General features: G+C 71.8%; 11 protein-coding genes and 1 pseudogene. 3 read left to right on the top strand and 9 right to left on the bottom strand.

Annotated elements, in window-relative coordinates:
- Window positions 1-122: 122 nt before the first annotated feature.
- The 3 genes from KKZ08_RS25360 (at window position 123) to KKZ08_RS25350 (ending at window position 6,169) form a co-directional block, all read left to right on the top strand.
- A complete protein-coding gene (locus KKZ08_RS25360; RefSeq protein ID WP_223776635.1) occupies window positions 123-2,882 on the top strand; it encodes a lysylphosphatidylglycerol synthase domain-containing protein in 2,760 nt (919 codons plus the stop codon).
- 109 nt (window positions 2,883-2,991) lie between these two features.
- Window positions 2,992-4,548, top strand: a complete 1,557-nt coding sequence (locus tag KKZ08_RS25355) for an alpha/beta hydrolase (RefSeq protein WP_223776634.1) — start codon at window positions 2,992-2,994, stop codon at window positions 4,546-4,548.
- Window positions 4,549-4,630: 82 nt separating this feature from the next.
- A complete protein-coding gene (locus KKZ08_RS25350) occupies window positions 4,631-6,169 on the top strand; it encodes an alpha/beta hydrolase (protein WP_223776633.1) in 1,539 nt (512 codons plus the stop codon).
- Window positions 6,170-6,238: 69 nt separating this feature from the next.
- Here KKZ08_RS25350 and moeZ read toward each other — a convergent pair whose 3' ends face one another.
- The 9 genes and pseudogenes from moeZ to KKZ08_RS25305 form a co-directional block, all read right to left on the bottom strand.
- Window positions 6,239-7,417 carry an adenylyltransferase/sulfurtransferase MoeZ gene (gene moeZ, locus KKZ08_RS25345; RefSeq protein ID WP_127912672.1) on the bottom strand — a complete coding sequence of 393 codons (1,179 nt, stop codon included), beginning with the start codon at window positions 7,415-7,417 and terminating at the stop codon, window positions 6,239-6,241.
- 63 nt (window positions 7,418-7,480) lie between these two features.
- Complete coding sequence (locus KKZ08_RS25340) at window positions 7,481-8,230, bottom strand: spherulation-specific family 4 protein (protein ID WP_223776632.1); 750 nt, start codon at window positions 8,228-8,230, stop codon at window positions 7,481-7,483.
- A complete protein-coding gene (locus KKZ08_RS25335) occupies window positions 8,218-9,171 on the bottom strand; it encodes an NAD-dependent epimerase/dehydratase family protein (protein ID WP_223776631.1) in 954 nt (317 codons plus the stop codon). The genes KKZ08_RS25340 and KKZ08_RS25335 overlap by 13 nt, the downstream gene beginning before the upstream one ends.
- A gap of 399 nt (window positions 9,172-9,570) precedes the next feature.
- A pseudogene (locus KKZ08_RS25330) lies at window positions 9,571-10,769 on the bottom strand (hypothetical protein); the annotation flags it as partial.
- Window positions 10,766-12,613, bottom strand: coding sequence for a DUF3492 domain-containing protein (locus tag KKZ08_RS25325; protein ID WP_223776630.1), 1,848 nt, complete (start codon window positions 12,611-12,613; stop codon window positions 10,766-10,768). The pseudogene KKZ08_RS25330 and the gene KKZ08_RS25325, both read right to left, overlap by 4 nt.
- A 230-nt stretch (window positions 12,614-12,843) precedes the next feature.
- Complete coding sequence (locus KKZ08_RS25320) at window positions 12,844-14,457, bottom strand: ABC transporter ATP-binding protein (protein WP_223776629.1); 1,614 nt, start codon at window positions 14,455-14,457, stop codon at window positions 12,844-12,846.
- Entirely contained in the window at window positions 14,454-15,461 is a 1,008-nt protein-coding gene (locus KKZ08_RS25315; protein ID WP_223776628.1) for an ABC transporter permease, read from the bottom strand. The genes KKZ08_RS25320 and KKZ08_RS25315 overlap by 4 nt, the downstream gene beginning before the upstream one ends.
- The gene (locus KKZ08_RS25310) at window positions 15,458-16,390 is read right to left on the bottom strand and encodes an ABC transporter permease (protein WP_223776627.1); all 933 of its coding nucleotides are present in this window, start codon (window positions 16,388-16,390) and stop codon (window positions 15,458-15,460) included. Before KKZ08_RS25310 ends, KKZ08_RS25315 begins: the two co-directional genes overlap by 4 nt.
- Window positions 16,387-18,117, bottom strand: coding sequence for an ABC transporter substrate-binding protein (locus tag KKZ08_RS25305; RefSeq protein ID WP_223776626.1), 1,731 nt, complete (start codon window positions 18,115-18,117; stop codon window positions 16,387-16,389). The genes KKZ08_RS25310 and KKZ08_RS25305 overlap by 4 nt, the downstream gene beginning before the upstream one ends.
- Window positions 18,118-18,159: the final 42 nt, after the last annotated feature.

The following is an 18,159-nucleotide window of genomic DNA, read 5'->3' as shown; positions in this document are numbered from 1 at the left end:
CGTCCCGCCGGGCGGCCGGCGCGGCACAAAGTGTCGTTTCGTGACCACTTCGCATCCTTGCGTTGCCCCCTGCTGCCCCCCTGTAGCGATCCGGCATGCCACCATCGTGCGGGCGGTGACTGGTGATACGAGATCAAGAAGAGACGACGGAGCAGCAGGGCGTGCATCCCGATGACAAGGCGGGCAGCTCTGCTTCCGAGTCGCACCTGGACGCCGGTGAGCCTGCCCTGAACACCGAGAACGACGGCGACAGCGACGACTGCGCCGAGGGCAGCGGAGCCCACACCGACCAGCTCGAGCGGGACGAACCGCTCCTCTCCGCGCGCGTGCACCGACCTTCCGACCTCATGCGGCTGCTCGTCGGCATCCTCGCGATCGTCGTGCTCCTCGCGATCGCCGCCTTCGCGCACGGCACGACGTCCGGGCTCGAACAGGACATCGACAAGGGCACGGACCAAGCGCCCGACCTGCTGATCAAGGTGGCTGGCCTGGTCGCCAGCATCGGGGTGCTCCTCGTCCCGGTCGCCTTCGCGATCGAACGACTGATCAAACGGGACGGCCTGCGCATCGCCGACGGCGTCCTCGCGGCCGTCCTCGCGCACGGTGTGACGCTGGCCACCGATCTGTGGGTCGCCAAGGGCGCCCCCGACTCCATCCAGGACGCGCTGACCAAGCCGTCCCCCGCGGACCTGCACGCGTTCACCGATCCGGTGCACGGCTACCTCGCGCCCGTCATCGCGTACATGACGGCCGTCGGCATGTCCCGCAGACCGCGCTGGCGCCTGGTCCTCTTCGTGGTGCTGCTGCTCGACGCGTTCACGATGCTGGTCACCGGCTACACGACGCCGTTCTCGATCCTCCTGACGGTGCTCATCGGCTGGGCCGTGGCGTACGGAACGCTCTATGCCGTCGGCTCGCCGAACGTACGGCCCACCGGGCAGACGCTCCTGGCGGGCCTGCGGCACGTCGGTTTCCGCCCCGTGAGCGCCTCCCGCGAGGAGTCCCCGGACAGCGAGCACGGCGACCGCGGACGCCGCTATTTCGTCACTCTGGAGGACGGTCCACCTCTGGACGTCACGGTCATCGACCGCGAGCAGCAGGCGCAGGGCTTCTTCTACCGCGTCTGGCGCCGGCTGACGCTGCGCGGCATCACGCAGCGGCGCAGCCTCCAGTCACTGCGTCAGGCCCTGGAGCAGGAGGCCCTCCTCGCGTACGCGGCGATCGCCGCCGGGGCCAACGCGCCCAAGCTGATCGCCACCTCCGAGCTCGGTCCCGACGCGGTGATGCTCGTCTACGAGCACACCGGCGGCCGCTCCCTGGACTCCCTGCCGGACGACGCCATCACCGACGAGCTGCTGCGCGACACCTGGCGGCAGGTGCGGGCGCTCCAGTCCCGGCGGATCGCGCACCGCAGGCTCGCGGGCGACGCCGTCCTGGTGGATCGTTCCGGCACGGTGATCCTCACGGACCTGCGCGGCGGCGAGATCGCCGCGGGCGACCTGGTCCTGCGGATGGACATCGCCCAGCTCCTGACCGCGCTCGGACTGCGCGTGGGCGCCGAGCGCGCGGTCGCCTGCGCCGTCGAGATCCTCGGCCCGGACGCGGTGGCCGACTGTCTGCCGCTGCTCCAGCCGATCGCCCTCACCCGGTCCACCCGCGGCACGCTGCGCAAGCTGGCCCGGGAACGGTCGCAGCGCGAGCGCGAGGCGGTCCTGGAGGCCTCCCGCAGGTCCAGGCAGGCCGTACGCGCGGAGGTGCCCGAGGAGCCCCGTACGGACAAGCAGGCCCAGAAGCAGGAGAAGCAGGCCGCCAAGCAGGAGCGGCAGGCCGAGAAGCAGGCCATAGACGAGGCTCTGGAGCAGGCGCGCGAGGAGGATCTGCTCACCCAGATCCGCCACCAGGTGCTGCTGATCCGCCCGACGGCGCCGGTCGAGCCGGCGCAGCTGGAGCGGATCAGGCCTCGCACGCTGATCAGTTTCATCGCCGGTGCCATCGGCGCGTACTTCCTGCTGTCGCAGCTCACGCACGTCGAGTTCGGCACGCTCTTCCAGGAGGCCGAGTGGGGCTGGGTGGCCGCCGCCGTCGGGTTCTCGGCGCTGAGCTACTTCGCCGCGGCGATGAGCCTGCTGGGCTTCGTACCGGAACGGGTGCCGTTCCTGCGGGCGGTGGCGGCGCAGGTCGCCGGGTCGTTCGTGAAGATCGTGGCGCCCGCCGCGGTCGGCGGTGTCGCGCTGAACACGCGGTTCCTCCAGCGGTCCGGGGTGCGCTCCGGGCTCGCGGTGGCGAGCGTCGGGGCCTCACAGCTCTTCGGGCTCGGCTCGCACATCCTGCTGCTGCTCGTCTTCGGCTATCTGACGGGGACGGAGAAGACTCCGTCGTTCACGCCTTCCCGCACGGTCATCGCCGGTCTCCTGTCGGTCGCGGTGCTCGTCCTCGTGGTCACGGCGATTCCGTTCCTGCGGAAATTCGTCGTCACGCGCGTGCGGTCGCTTTTCGCGGGTGTCGTGCCGCGCATGCTGGACGTGTTGCAGCGGCCGCAGAAGCTGCTCACCGGCATCGGCGGCATGCTGCTGCTGACGCTCATGTTCGTGCTCTGCCTGGACGCTTCGGTACGAGCCTTCGGCAATGAGGAGATGGCGACGCTGAGCCTCGCCAGCGTCGCGGTGGTCTTCCTCGCGGGCAACGCGCTGGGCTCGGCGGCGCCGACGCCGGGCGGCGTGGGCGCGGTCGAGGCGACGCTGACCTTCGGCCTGATCGCGGTCGGCGTCCCGAAGGACGTGGCGGCGCCCGCGGTGCTGCTCTACCGGCTGCTGACACTGTGGCTTCCGGTGCTCCCTGGGTGGCTGTTCTTCAACCACCTCACAAGGAAGGGGCTGCTCTAGCGCTCCGCCGGGGTCCTTTGGGGTCGCGGAGGGCTGGGGCCGCCCCCAAACCTCACCCGCACGGCCCGCGCCCCGAGCGTCCCGTCAGGACCCGCCGCAGGATGGGCACATGCCCTCACAGTCCCAGCCACGCGCCGCCGCCCTGGCCGCCGCCACCCTGCTCCTGTCCGCCACGCTCACGGCGTGCGGCGGCAGCGACTCCAAGGACTCCAAGGACGACGGCCTGCCGGGTCAGAAGCTGAGCTGGAAGGACTGCCCCGCGCCCGCCGACTCCCAGGGCGGCGGCGAGGCCCCCTCACCGCTGCCCGGCGGCGCCGGATGGCAGTGCGCCACCATGAAGGCGCCACTCGACTGGGCGAAGCCGAAGGGCGACACGATCGACATCGCGTTGATCAGGGCGGCCGCGAGCGGCGACAAGGGGGAACGCATCGGGTCCCTCGTCTTCAACTTCGGCGGACCCGGCGGCTCCGGCGTCACCACGCTGCCCGCCTTCGGCCCGGAGTACGCCAAGCTGCGCACCCGCTACGACCTGGTGAGCTTCGACCCGCGCGGGGTCGGCCGTAGCGCCGGCATCGAGTGCGAGGACGCCGAGCAGCTGGACGCGTACTTCCAGGAGGACTCGACGCCCGACGACGACGCCGAGACGAAGAAGCTGCTCGACAACGTCAAGGCGTTCAACGACGCCTGCGAGAAGAACTCCGGCAGGACGCTCCCGCACGTCCGCACCACCGACGCGGCCCGCGACATGGACCTGATGCGCCAGGTCCTCGGCGACGACAAGCTGCACTACTTCGGCATCTCGTACGGCACCGAACTCGGCGGCGTCTACGCACACTTGTTCCCCGAGCGAGTGGGCCGAGCCGTCTTCGACGCCGTCGTCGACCCCACCCAGACCGCCGAGCAGGGCTCGCTCGGCCAGGCCGAGGGCTTCCAGCTCGCGCTCGACAACTTCGCCAAGGACTGCACCTCCCAGGTCGCGGACTGCCCCGTCGGCGACACCGAGCAGGACGTCAAGGACAGGATCGCGAAGCTTCTCAAGGACCTGGACGCCAAGCCGATCTCCGGCATCCCGCCGCGCCGGCTGACCCAGACCGCGGCCACCAACGGCATCGCGCAGTCCCTCTACTCCAAGGACTTCTGGCCGTACCTCACCCAGGGCCTCGAAGAGGCCTACGACGGTGACGGCAAGATCCTCATGCTGCTCTCCGACTCGATGAACGGGCGCAACGAGGACGGCGAGTACAGCAACATCCAGGCCGCCAACGTCGCCATCAACTGCGCCGACGACAGAGCGCGTTACTCCCGGCAGCACGTCGAGGAGAGGCTGCCCGCCTTCCGCAAGGCCTCGCCGCTGTTCGGCGAGTACCTGGCGTGGGGCATGCTCGGCTGCACCGACTGGGCGGTCGAGGGTCAGGCCGACCACCCGGACGTCAGCGCCGAGGGCGCGCCGCCCATCGTCGTCATCGGCAACACCGGTGACCCGGCCACTCCGTACGAGGGGGCGCGCAAGATGGCGCGGGCGCTCGGCGAGGGCGTCGGCGTCGAGCTGACGTACAAGGGCCAGGGGCACGGAGCCTACGACAGCAAGAACACCTGCGTGCGCGACGCGGTGGACGGCTACCTCCTCGACGGCAAGGTCCCGAAGTCGGGCACGGTCTGCTCCTGACCCCGCCACAGCCCGTCCACGTCACTGTCAGTGGCCCCGCCTACTATGGGCTGGACTGTCTTCCAAGGGGGGAAGCGCCTTCATGCAGCGTTACGTACGATCCGCGGCACTGGCCGCCGCAGGGGTTCTGGTGGCCGGCCTGGCCGTCGGCTGTGGCGGTTCGTCCGACGACGGCAAGAGTGGCGGGAAGGACGGCAAGGGGGACGAGAAGGGCGGCGGCCAGGGCCTCGCCTCCCAGAAGCTGGACTGGGACCGCTGCGACGCCCCCGAGGGCGGCACCGCGCCGGGCTCCGAATGGCAGTGCGCCACCCTCAAGGTCCCGTTGGACTACGCGAAGCCGGGCGGCGAGACCATCGACCTCGCCCTGATCCGCGCCAGGACCACCGGCAAGGGCGACCGCATCGGCTCCCTCGTCTTCAACTTCGGCGGACCCGGCGGCTCCGGCGTCTCGAGCCTGCCCTCCTTCGCCGACATGTACGACTCGCTGCGTGAGCGGTACGACCTGGTCAGCTTCGACCCGCGGGGGGTCGGTGCCAGCGAGGGCGTGCGCTGCCGCGACGACAAGGCCACCCAGGCCGCCGAGGAGAAGGTCGACCTCACGCCGGACACCCCGGCCGAGGAGAAGGCGTACTTCAAGGACGCGGCGGACTTCGGCGCCGGCTGTGCACGCGGCGCGAAGAAGCTCATCGGTCATATCTCGACCGCCGACGCCGCCCGCGACATGGACCTGATGCGCCAGGTCCTCGGCGACGACAAGCTGCACTACATGGGCATCTCGTACGGCACCGAACTCGGCGGTACGTACGCCCACCTGTTCCCCAAGCGCGTCGGCCGCCTCGCCATGGACGCGGTCGTCGACCCCAGTGCGGACTCGGTCGGCCACGCGGAGAACCAGGCGCGGGGCTTCCAACGCGCCCTCGACAACTACTTCAAGTCCCGCGGCCAGGACCCGAAGGCGGGCACCAAGAAGATCGCGAAGCTGTTCGAGCGCCTGGACGCCGAGCCGATGCGCACCTCGGGCGACCGGAAGCTGACGGAGTCCCTGGCGAGTACGGGGGTCCTGGTCACCCTGTACAGCAAGGAGACCTGGCCCATGCTGACCAGCGCCCTCGCTGACGCCGAGAAGGGCGACGGCACGGCACTGCTCCGGCTCGCCGACGCCTACAACGAACGCGACCCCTCCGGGCGTTACAGCACGCAGAGCCACTCGCAGCGGGCTATCTCCTGCCTGGACACCAAGGCGCGCTCCACTCCGGAGGAGGCCAAGAAGCGCCTGGACCGGTTCCGGGAGATATCACCGGTCTTCGGGGGCTTCCTGGGCTGGGACACGGCGGGCTGGTGCTACGACTGGCCGGTGGCCGGACAGCACGACTCCCCCGAGGTCAGCGCGCCGGGCGCCGCCCCGATCCTGGTCATCGGCAACACCGGCGACCCCGCCACGCCCTACGAGGGCGCCCGCAAGATGGCCGACGAGCTCGGCAAGGGCGTCGGTGTCCACCTGACCTGGAAGGGCGAGGGCCACGGCGCGTACGGCAACGGCAGCGACTGCGTGGACGACACGGTCGACGGTTACCTGCTGAAGGGCGAGGTGCCAAAGGACGGCAAGGTCTGCGAGTCCTGACCAGCGCCTGACCCGCACATGGCAGTGGCCCCGCAGCATCGCTGCGGGGCCACTGCTCAGGCGCTACGCCTAGTAGACCGGCTTCTCGGGCTCGATCTGGTGGACCCAGCCGATCACGCCGCCGCCGACGTGGACCGCGTCGGAGAAGCCCGCGGACTTCAGGACGGCGAGGACTTCCGCACTGCGGACACCCGTCTTGCAGTGCAAGACGATCTTCTTGTCCTGCGGGAGGCTCTCCAGGGCGGTGCCCATGAGGAACTCGTTCTTCGGGATCAGCTTGGCGCCGGGGATCGAGACGATCTCGTACTCGTTGATCTCGCGGACGTCGATGATCTCGATGTTCTCGCCGTCGTCAATCCACTCCTTGAGCTGCTTGGGAGTGATCGTCGAACCGGCCGCCGCCTCCTGGGCCTCCTCGGACACGACGCCGCAGAAGGCCTCGTAGTCGATGAGCTCGGTGACGGTGGGGTTCTCGCCGCAGACCGCGCAGTCGGGGTCCTTGCGGACCTTGACCTGGCGGTACTGCATCTCCAGGGCGTCGTAGATCATCAGGCGGCCGACCAGCGGCTCGCCCGTGCCCGTGAGGACCTTGATCGCCTCGGTGACCTGGATGGAGCCGATGGACGCGCACAGCACGCCGAGGACGCCGCCCTCGGCGCAGGAGGGGACCATGCCGGGCGGCGGGGGCTCCGGGTAGAGGCAGCGGTAGCAGGGGCCGTGCTCGGACCAGAAGACGGAGGCCTGGCCGTCGAAGCGGTAGATCGAACCCCAGACGTACGGCTTGTTCAGGAGCACGCACGCGTCGTTGACCAGGTAGCGCGTCGCGAAGTTGTCCGTGCCGTCGACGATCAGGTCGTACTGGCTGAAGATGTCCATCACGTTGTCGGCCTCGAGCCGCTCTTCGTGGAGGATCACGTTCACGTACGGGTTGATGCCGAGGACCGAGTCCTTCGCGGACTCCGCCTTGGAGCGGCCGATGTCCGCCTGGCTGTGGATGATCTGCCGCTGGAGGTTGGACTCGTCGACCTCGTCGAACTCGACGATGCCGAGCGTGCCGACACCGGCCGCGGCGAGGTACATCAGCGCCGGGGACCCGAGGCCTCCGGCGCCCACACAGAGCACCTTGGCGTTCTTCAGCCGCTTCTGCCCGTCCATCCCGACATCCGGGATGATCAGGTGGCGGGAGTACCGGCGGACCTCGTCGACGGTGAGCTCAGATGCGGGCTCGACCAGGGGTGGCAGCGACACGGGGACTCCGTTGGTCGGTTCCTACGTACGGTTGTTCTCCGCGTAACACTGCCACGCCCTTCTTCATTCCGAGACACCTGTTCCGACCCGCGAGACGATGTCGTCCCAGTAGCCGGGCATGGCCTCCCAGGGGCCGCCAGCGCCGCCCCCGTCGACGTGGTCGGTGAAGTAGATCGTCGAGGCTCCCTGCCAGCGGGCGATGCGCAGCGCCTCGTCCAGATGTCCGCGCGGCATGCCGTGCACGAAGTGGCAGAAGCGCTCGGGCGGGTGGTCGGCGGTCCACTCGGCCACCTGCGACCAGCGGTAATCGCTCCACGGGCCCGCGAAGGTCACCAACTGGTCGCCCGTTTCCGCGTATCCGGGATGCGGGTGCGTCCCGTGGCCGAGCACGATGTGCGCGTCGTCGACGAGGGCGCGCAGGGTGGTGACGGTCCTGCGCACCTCCGGGAGCGCCGTCCGCCCGGCCGGGCAGCGGTCCAGGGAGAAACCGTCGACGAGGTACCAGTCGAGGTAGCGGTGCGCGTCGGAGATCAGCTCTCCGAAGGGCCGGGCGCCGTACATCGTGTCGAGGTGGCCGAGGACGCGGATGCCCGCGTTCCGCAGGCGGCCCGCCGCCTCCAGGCAGTGCGGGTCGGGCCGCTCGCCCGGACCGTTCGCGACATTCAGGACAACCCACTTCAAAGGGGTGCCGGGTCGGGTCAGTTCGGCCCATTCGACGGGGGCGACGAGGGGGTGGGCGAAGCCCGGGATACCGAAGCCGATGCGTACGTCCGTGCTGGCGGCGCCCCGTGTGGACCTGGTCAGATGCGGCATGCGGCCTCCATCCAGATGTCGGCGAGCGACTCCTCGAGGTTGATGCGGGGCCGCCAGCCGAGCCGGTCGCGTGCGGTGCGCACATCGGCCTGCTGCCAGCTGCCGCAGCCGTCGGGGTAGGGGTACGCGGCCGGCATGCCGTGTTCCGAATCGGCGCGGGGATGGCCGAGGGCCGCCCGCATGGGCACCTGGTCGAGTTCGTGCAGGGCGCCGCCGTACCCGGCGACGCGGGCGAGCACGGCGGCCGCGTCCCGCAGGCGTACGGCACGGCCCGAGCCGATGTTGACGACGCCCTGGGCGGCGGAGAGCGAGGCGGCGTGGACGGCCCGCGCGACGTCGCGTACGTCGATGAAGTCCCGCTGCACGCCGAGTCCGCCGAGTTTGAGCTCACCGTCCCCCGCCTGCATCGCGCGCCGCATGGCCTCCGCGAGGCGGCCGAGCGGTGAGCCGGCGGGGGTGCCGGGCCCGGCGGGCGAGAACACCCGCAGGACGACGGCGTCGAGCCCGGAGCCGAGCACCAGTTCCGTGGCGGCCAGTTTGCTGACGCCGTAGGGGCCGCCGGGGCGCGGCACGGCGTCCTCCGCGGTGGAGGAGCCGGGCTGGCTCGGCCCGTACTCGGCGCCGCAGCCGAGCTGGACGAGCCGCGCCCCGCACCCGCTGCGGCGCAGGGCCTCGCAGACGGTGGCGACGGCGACGGTGTTGTGCCGGGTCAGCTCGCGGGCGCCGCCCCGGGTGGCACCGGCGCAGTTGATGACGACGCCCGGGTGCACGGCGTTCAGGAAGCGGGTGAGCGCGCCGGGACTGCCGCTGGCGAGGTCGAACCGTACGTCCGAGTCGTCGCCGCGGCCGAGCGCGGTGAGCTGCACCGCGGGGTCGGCGAGCAGCCGGTCTGCTACGAACCGGCCGAGGTATCCATTGGCTCCGATCAGCAGCACCCTCATCGGGCGCCTCCTGGAGTGGCCGCTCGGGGGCGGAGACGGCTGCGGGTGGTCATCTGGTGTTCTCCTTCGAGATATCGCCGTGGGTCACGGGATCTGGCCCGCGGTGTCGGCCCCGCGGGAGAGTGGTCTGGCGGGCCTGTGGCGATCGGATCATGGCCTGTCGCCGGGACCGGGGTGGGGGTGCGGCGGGGCCTTGGCGTGGGGGGCGCTTTCCGAGGGGGGTGGGGTGCGCCCGGCGTGGGGCGGGGTGCTGCCCGCGGGGGCCGGGGTGCCGTCAGGCTGGAGCAGGGCGCCGGCTTGGGGTGGGGCGCTACTGAGGTGGAGCGAGTCACCGCCGCCCCGGGCCAAGGCACCTCCGGCCCCGCACGAGGCCCCGCCGACATAACCCAAGTCACCGCCCGCGTGGGCCGAGGCCAGTGGCAGGGTTCTGGTCGCGTGGATCAGGAGGGCTAGGGCGGCTGTCCCGCACGCCGCGGTGGGGACGGCGCCCGGGCCCCAGGTGTCGACCGCCGCCGTCACGGGTGCCGCCGCCGCGTCGCAGCCCGGCAGGCGTCCCGCGAACACCAGGGCCAGGGAAGCCATTTCGCAGGCACCCGCGGCACCGAGCAGCAGGGCGGGCGCGCGCGTGAAACCGTGGACGCCGAGCAGCCGGGCGAGCAGCAGCAGCGCGCCGAGCGCCCCGGCCCCGGCGAGGGCCGAAGGGTCGCCAGGAGCCGCGCCGAGCACCGCGTCCGTCGCCGCGAGCAAGGCCCCGAGCGCGGCGAGGAACAGCGCGACGACGCCGAGCAGCAAGGGCCTTGCCGAGGCGGTGAATTCGTCGAGCCTCCGGCTGGCCCGCAGTCGCCGACCTGCCCGTACGGCGAAGAGGCGGGCGCACCAGGCCGCGGGCGCGACGGCAAGGGCGAGGCCGAGGAGCGTGACGGTGGCGGGTTGCCAGAGCTCGCCCGCCTCGTCGGGTCCGCCCGAGACGGCGCCCGTCAGCAGTGCGTCGCCGAGCAGTGCGTACGTGAGGAGCCAGCACACCCACGCGCGCATGGCGGGCGTCAGGGGGGCGACGGTACGCAGCGGCCCGTTCCGCAGGGCGGTCCGCAGCGCCAGGGCCACGGCGAGCGCTCCGCCGAGCACGACCGCGAGCCGCGCGCCCCGGTGGTCGCGCCGAGCCCGGCCACGGCCGCCGCGCACACGGCGCCGGGCAGCAGCGCGAACAGGGCCCATCCGGCGCGTACGTCAACTCCCGGGCGGGGCACGCCCCTGATCCGTGCCGCGGTGCCGGGCCGCAGCCACCCACCGCTGTCGTCGTCGCCGCGCGGCACGCGCGCGTACATCTCCTCGGCGAGGGCGAACACGTCCCGGTGCCGATAGCGCACGGCGGCCCGATCGGTCACGCCATGCGCCTCAAGTCCCGCCGCGATCTCCAATGGATCAACGGCCCGCTCACACAGCGCACGGTGCTGGTGCATCAGGGCCTTCACCGGGTCGGCGGCGCCACTTCGCGGAGCCGTGAGGATCCCCCCGGCGTCCGGCAGGCCCGAGGCCCCCGGCACCTCCACCACACCCGCGGCCTCAGAAGCCGCCGCACCGCCCTCCTGCCGCGTCATACGCCGACCCCCTTCAACTGCACCCGCACGTCCGCCTCCTGGGCGGCCCAGCTGGGCACCCCCGCGCTCTCCGCGCCGGACGACGTCGGACCCGCCGCCCACCGCCCCGGCACGGACGCCTCAGCCGGGTTCGCGAACGGCACCGGCCCGCCCGCCTCGTCCAGCGCGTCGCGCCGCACCGGACAGTGCGAGACGATCTCCAGGTAAATGCCGCGAAATGCCGCGACGTTCTGCTCGACGGTGAAGAGTTCGAGGGCTCGCGCCCGCGCCGCCGCGCCCAGGCGTGCGCGCCGCTCGGGGTCGCGCAGCAGCGCCACGCACGCCTCCGCGAGCGCCCGCGGATTGCGCGGCGGTACGACGAGTCCCGTGCCGCCGATGACCTCCACCACCGCGCCGACGTCCGTCGAGACGGTCGCCCGCCCGCAGAACATGGCCTCGACCAGGCTGATCGGAAAGCCCTCGATGACACTGGAGAGCACCACCACCGCGCCCACGGCGTACGCGTCGGCGAGCTCGGGCACCTCGGGTCCGCCGACCTCCTCGAAGGAGACGGGGTTGTCGCCGACGGAGTGCGCCCCCGCCGCCTCGTCCGGAAAGAGCTGCGCGGCGAGCGCCCGGCACTGGGCGAAGTAGTCCTCGGCCCCGCGCCCTTCCGCCGAGGTCCCGACGATCAGCAGGCGTGCCCTCGGCTGTTCCTTGCGCACCTCGGCGAAGGCGTGGAGCAGTGAGATCAGGTCCTTGGCGGGCTCGACGCGACCCACCCACAGCAGCGTGTCCGGCCCGGCGGCGGAGTGGGCGGAAGCGGAGGAAGAGGCGGAAGAGGCGGAAGAGGCGGAAGCGGAGCCGACGGAGTCTCCGTAGCCCCTCTCGCCGATCTCCGCGAAACGCCCGGCATCCATGCCGGGATGGACCGTGCGCAGCTTGCCCCGCTCGGCGCCGCAGCGCTCCTGCCAGCGGCGGGCGTGGGCGTTGCCGGGGGTGATCAGCGCGGCCTGGTGGTACACCTCGGCGGCGAGGAGGCCGTGGAAGGAGGCGAGCAGCGCCCGCGCCGGCGCGCTCAGCCCCATGTCGCCCGCGGCGAGGTGGTGCGCGCGCAGGTGCACGCCGTACTCGGTCAGGAGGAGCGGTACTCCCGCGAAGTGCTTGGCGAGCAGCCCGGACAGCGCCGCGGGCCCGCCGGAGGTGGCGTGGCACAGGTCGGCCGCGCCGAGCCCGTCGTCGTCGTACCAGTCGAGGGAGAGCGGGCGCAGCGCCCGCTCCATCAGGCCCGCGGCGACGAGCAGGTCGGAGACTCGCGCACCGCGGGCGGCCCGCAGCGCGCCAGGCGCGCGGCAGGCGCTCTCCAGGGTGCGTGCGGCGACCTCGGAGCGCAGCGCGCCGACCAGGCGGCCCTCGTCGCGGGCGAGTTCGGCGAGCCCGTACAGCGCGTTGGCGAAACGGTCCGCCACCACCTCGGAGTGGTCCTCCGGGGCGGCGTCCGCACTCTCCGGGAGTCCCACCGCGCCGCATCCAGGCGCGCCACCGGCCCCGGCGGAGCCCCGCCGGCAGACCACATCGGCCAACTCCGCGAAACACTCCGCGAACCGCCGCCGAGCCTTGCGCCCGCGCCAACGCCAACGCCCTGAGTCTTCTGCGGTGCCCGCATTCCACAGGGGAGCCGTGCGCACCCGCGCGACATGGGGCGGGAGTTCGAGCTGCCCGAGGGCCTCCTGCCGCTCGTCACGGCTGAGCGCGTAGACGTCGAACTCATGCTGCTCGAGCCCGCGCACGAGCCGGTCGCACCAGAGTCGGCCCTCACCACTCACATACGGATAGCCACCCTCCGTAAGCAGTGCAACGCGCACGAGTGCACCCCCGATCTCCCGTTTGGGGAGCCGCCGTTGGGTCGGCGGCTCGCAGCGGGACGAACGTATGCGGTCATGCCGGTGGCGCGACGGACGGTTGTCCATCGCGCCACCAAAAGGGGTGAACGGTCGTAACTTTCCCGTGCCAGTGGCGTTCCGTTGCGCTACGGCGTCCCGAGCACCCTCTTCCGCTACGGAGAGTCAGGCCACGGAGAGTCAGCCACGGGGCGTCAGACCGCGGCCAGCTCCCCGCGCGCCGTCCGCCGCCGCGCGGCCGCCTCCGGATCGAGCGACGGCACCGCCGCCAGCAGTTGCCGCGTGTACGGGTCCCGCGGCGAGCCGTAGACCTCGCCCACGCTTCCGTACTCGACGATCCGCCCCCGTCTCATCACCGCGACCCGGTCGCTGACTTGGCGTACGACCGCCAGATCGTGCGCGATGAAGACGAGCGCGAGGCCCAGCTCCCGCTGCAACTCGGCAAGGAGGGCGACCACTTGGGCCTGTGTCGTCACGTCGAGCGCGGACACGGGTTCGTCGCACACGATGATCCGCGGCTCGGCGGCCAGGGCGCGGGCGATACCGACGCGCTGCCGCTGTCCGCCGCTGAACTCGTGCGGATAGCGGCCGTAGTGCGCCGGTTCGAGCCCCACGCGCTCCAGGAGCTCGCGCGCACGCCCCCGTACGAAGGTGTCGCTCTCGCCCCGCGCGCGCAGCGGGTCGGCGATGGACTCGCCGATGGAGCGCCGCGGGTTGAGGGAGGAGACGGGGTCCTGGAAGACCATCTGCACCTTGGGGTCCACCCGGCCGCCGGGCCGCTCGGCGCCCTCGTGCAGCAACCGTCCCGCGCTCGGCTCCAGCAGGCCCACGAGCATGCGCCCCAGTGTGGTCTTGCCGCTGCCGCTCTCGCCCACGACGCCGAGGGTCTCCCCGGGCCGGACGCCCAGCGAGACGTCGTCGACGGCGGTGACGGCGCGCTTCCCGCGCCCGAACTCCCGTCGCAGCCCGACGGCTTCGAGCACGAACTCATCCTCGCCCCCGCCCACATCCCTGGATGGCGTCAGAAGCGGCGCGTCGACCCTCGGCACGGCGCCCAGGAGCTCGCGCGTGTACGCCTCCCTCGGCGCCGCGAGGACGTCCCGCACCGCGCCCCGCTCCACCGCGCGCCCGCCCCGCATGACCAGGACCTCGTCGGCGCTCTCCGCCGCGACGCCCACGTCATGGGTGACCAGGAGCAGCCCCATGCCGGTCTCGTCCCGCAGCGTGTGCAGCAGGTCGAGGATCTGGGCCTGGACGGTGACGTCGAGCGCGGTGGTCGGCTCGTCGGCGATCAGGAGCGCGGGTTCGCACGCCAGGGCCATGGCGATGAGCGTGCGCTGACGCATGCCGCCGCTGAACTCGTGCGGGCGCGAGCGCGAGCGGCGTGCGGCGTCGGGAATGCCGACCCGGCCGAGCACGTCCACGGCACGCGCGCGTGCCGCACGCCGGGACGCCCCGGTGTGCACGCGGTACACCTCGGCGATCTGGTCGCCCACGGCGTAGTACGGATCGAGGGAGGAGAGCGGGTCCTGGAAGACCATCGCGGCCTTCCCGCCGCGCAGCCGCCGCAGCTCGGCCTCGGACGCCTCTTGTACGTCGATGCCGTCGACCCGCACGGCACCGGTGACGCGCGCCCCCGTGCCCCGGTGGAGCCCGAGGAGCGCCGACGCCACGGTCGACTTGCCGGACCCCGACTCGCCGACGAGAGCGAGGGCGCCGCCCGCCTCCAGGGCGAAGGAGAGCCCGTCGACCGCATGTACCCCGGAGGCGAACTCCACGCTCAGATCACGCACTTCGACGAGACTCACGACAGCACCACCCTCCGGTCGGCCACCGCGTACAGCACGTCCGCGACGGCGTTGGCGAACACCACGAAGAAGCCGGTGACCAGGACCATCCCGACCACCACCGGCAGGTCGACGGCCTTGACCGCGTGCACGAGTTCACGCCCGATCCCGGGGAGGCCGAACAGCGTCTCGGTGAGCACGGCACCGCCGAACATCGATCCGACGTCGTTGGCGGTCAGCGCGATGACCGGCGCCACGGCGCCCCGCAGCGCGTGCCTGCCGATGATCGACCGCTCCCCCACGCCGTACGCGCGAAAGGTCCGCACGTGGTCGTCGGCGAGGGTCTCCAGCATCGAGGAGCGGGTCAGCCGCGCGTACTTGGCGGCCTCGATCAGCGCGAGCGACAGCCAGGGCAGCAGCAGATTCCACGCCCACTGCGTCGGGTCGTCGCCGAGGGCCACGTACTGCGGGAACGGCAGCCACTGGAGCCGGCCGCAGACGAGGATCATCAGCAGCAGGCCGATCACGAAGACCGGCGTGGCGGTGCCCGCGAGGGTGAGGGCGGTCAGGACGCGCTCGCTGACCCGGCCGCGCCGCCAGGCGGAGAGCACGCCGGTGCCCACGCCGAGGACCAGCCACATCACCATCGCGCCGAGCGCCAGCGACGCCGTGACCGGCAGCTTCGTCACGATCAGCGCGGTGACCTGCTGGTCGCTCTGGTACGAGATGCCGAGGCACGGCACGCCGCAGTGCTCGGTGCCCGTGCCGGTCGAGTAGTCATGGCCGACGAAGAGGCCCTGGAGGAACTCCCAGTAGCGTACGTACAGCGGGTCGTCGAGGCGCAGCTGCTCGGCGACCTGCTGGACCTGGGCGGGTGAGCAGCGTGGGCCGCAGGTGATCTGGGCGACGTCGCCGGGGGCGGCGTAGAACACCCCGTAGATGATCACGGAGAGGGCGAGGAGAGTGACGAGGGCGCCGGTGAGGCGCCGCAGCAGGAAGCCGGCAAGCCGCGTGAACGCCGTCATGAGTGGGCCTCCCGCCCGTGCCCGCTCCCGGTCCCGATCCGCAGCCGGGAGGCGGCCCGCGGGTCGAGCGCCGTGCGCACCCCGTCGCCGAGGACGGTGAGCGCGAGCACGGTCACGAACAGCGCGCCCGCCGGGTAGAGCAGGTACTGCGGCGCCGCCTGGTACCAGACGTCCGCGGAGGTGAGCATCTGCCCCCACGAGGCGGTCGGCGGCTTCACGCCGACGCCGAGGAAGGAGAGCGCGGCCTCGACCGTGATGTTCGCGGGGAACAGCAGCGCGGCGTACGTGATGACGGGCGCGGCGAGCGCGGGCAGTAGCTCGCGCCGGGCGATCCGCACGGAACCCCAGCCGCTGAGGCGCGCCGCGGCGACGTGGTCGAGTTCCTTGAGCGTGACCGTCTGCGCGCGGACGATCTTGGCCAGGTAGCCCCAGGCGACGAGCCCGATGACCAGGGCCACGAGCACCGGCCGCGGGAACCCGCTCGGCACGACCGCCATCAGCGCGAGCGCCAGGACCATCAGCGGCAGGGCCACGATGGCGTCGGTGGCGCGGCTGAGCACCTGGTCCAGCCAGCGGTTGCCGAACCCGGCCGCGATGCCGACGGCCACCCCGATGAACACCTGGACGACGGTCGCCGCGAGCGCGACGCCGAGCGAGACCCGCGCCCCGTACACGAGGCGCGCGAACAGGTCGCGCCCCGTCTGCGGTTCGACGCCGAGCCAGTGCTCGCCGCTGATCCCGCCGAACGGCCCGACCGGCACGCCACCGCGCGCCGAGTCGATCAGTTCGGGGTGGTACGTGGTGGGGTCCTGTCCCTCCAGGGCCGTGAGCAGCGGCGCGGCGAGCGCCACGAGGGCGAGCAGCGCGACGACGCCCGCCGCGACGAGGACGGCGGGCTGCCGGCGCAGCCGCCGCCAGAAAGGCGTCACGACGACTTCACCGCGACCTGGGAGACGTCGAGGACGCCGGTCCAGTCGCTGATGACGACGTTCCGGACGTCCTTGCCGTACAGCCGCTTGTAGACCGGGTGGAAGAGCGGCACGGTCAGCGCCTTCTCGCCGATCTTCTTGTCGAGTGCGCCCCAGCGCTTCGCGGCGGCGTCAAGGTCCGTCAGCTTGTTGATCTCGTCGATCTCGTCATTGACGGAACGGTCGTCCAGGAAGCCGGTGTTGAAGTTGGCGCCGTCCTTCACGATCTGCCGCCCGTCGAAGATCGGGGCGAGGAAGGGGCCGCCGGAGGGCCAGTCGGCGCCCCAGTGGGAGAGGAAGAGGCCGGGCTCGTCCTGGGCGCTGTGGATCTTGTCGGAGTAGTCGTTCTCCTCCAGGCCCGCCAGCTTGACGGTGATGCCGGCCTTCTTCAGGGCGTCCTGGATCGCGGTCGCGATCTCGGGGCTCGTCTCGAAGTCCTTGGCGTTGGAGTGCGTGAGCGTGATGGTCAGCCCGTCCTCGTGACCGGCCTCCTTCAGCAGCTCCTTCGCTTTCTTGGGGTTGCCGTTCGGGCCCGCCGGGAAGTGGTCGTACTTCGTGTATCCGAAGGATTTCTGGTTCGGCAGGTAGGTGGTGGCGGGCTCGGCGAGCGAGGAGCCGCCCGCGGCGTTGACCACCGAGGAGCGGTCCACGGCGTACGAGATGGCCTGCCGCACCTTGGGATCGTCGAAGGGCTTCACCTTCGGGTTGAAGGCGAGGTAGTTCGTGTATCCGAAGTGGCCGGTGCCGACGTGCGAGGCCAGTTCCTTGTCGCCGGTGACCTTGGCGAGCTCGGCGGGGCCGAGGTTGGTGTCGGTGGTGACGGCGGCGGCGTCGGCGCCCCGGCTCGCGGAGAGCCGCTGGTTGACGACGGACGAGTCGAGGCCGGAGCGTACGTCGATGACGTCCGGGTAGGCCTTCCGCTCCGGGTCGGTCTTCGCCGACCAGTGGGGGTTGCGCTCCAGGCGCAGCCGCTCGCCGTCGTTCTCGTTCCTGACGACCTTGTAGGGCCCGGACGAGACCGGGTGCTCCTCGTACTTCGTGCCCTTGTCCTTGCTCCTGGGGACGGGGGCGAACTGCGTCTGGGTGGCCAGGAAGGGGAACTCGCCCTCGGGCTTGTTCAGACGGAAGACGATGGTGCGCTCGTCCGGCGTCTCGATCGACTCGAGTCCCTTGCCGCTCTTGTCCTTGTAGGGGCCCTGGTACGTGTCCCCGCCGATCAGCCAGTCCCTCAGGTAGGGCGCCCCTCCGCTGAGTTCGGGGGCGAAGGAACGCTCGATGCCGTACTTCACGTCCGCCGAGGTGATCGGCGAACCGTCCTCGTACTTGAGCCCCTTCTTCAGGGTGTACGTCCACACCGTGGCGTTCTTGCTCGGCTTGCCCAGGTCGGTGGCGAGGTCCGGCACGACCTCGGCGCCCTTGGCACCGTCCTCGCGGTTGCGGGTGGTCAGCGTGCGGAAGACGAGGCTCGGCACGTTGCCGCCGCCGGAGGTGTAGAGCCGCGCGGGGTCGAAGTCGGTCTGCGGGTCGCGGTTGAGGACGGTGAGCGTGCCGCCCTTCGCCGGCTCGCCGTCACCGTCGCTCCCGGCGCCGCCGCCCTTCGGTCCCGCGCAGGCGGCGACGCCCGAGGCCAGGACCAGGCTGACGGATGCCGCTGCCACGCGGCGGGCTATGACGGACGCTTGACGCATCGGGGAGAACCTCTCGGGGAACACCGCGAAAACGCGGCGGAT

Origin of the sequence: Streptomyces sp. 135 (assembly GCF_020026305.1) — a bacterium.
In the GTDB taxonomy this organism is placed as follows: Bacteria; Actinomycetota; Actinomycetes; order Streptomycetales; family Streptomycetaceae; genus Streptomyces.
This window is presented reverse-complemented; position numbering and strand designations above follow the sequence as displayed.

Excerpts from the sequence above, each read along its gene's own strand:
- KKZ08_RS25355 (WP_223776634.1), top strand. The coding sequence starts at position 2,992 with ATGCCCTCACAGTCCCAGCCACGCGCCGCCGCCCTGGCCGCCGCCACC.
- KKZ08_RS25335 (WP_223776631.1), bottom strand. The coding sequence starts at position 9,171 with ATGAGGGTGCTGCTGATCGGAGCCAATGGATACCTCGGCCGGTTCGTA.
- KKZ08_RS25340 (WP_223776632.1), bottom strand. The coding sequence starts at position 8,230 with ATGCCGCATCTGACCAGGTCCACACGGGGCGCCGCCAGCACGGACGTA.
- KKZ08_RS25315 (WP_223776628.1), bottom strand. The coding sequence starts at position 15,461 with ATGACGGCGTTCACGCGGCTTGCCGGCTTCCTGCTGCGGCGCCTCACC.
- KKZ08_RS25305 (WP_223776626.1), bottom strand. The coding sequence starts at position 18,117 with ATGCGTCAAGCGTCCGTCATAGCCCGCCGCGTGGCAGCGGCATCCGTC.
- KKZ08_RS25350 (WP_223776633.1), top strand. The coding sequence starts at position 4,631 with ATGCAGCGTTACGTACGATCCGCGGCACTGGCCGCCGCAGGGGTTCTG.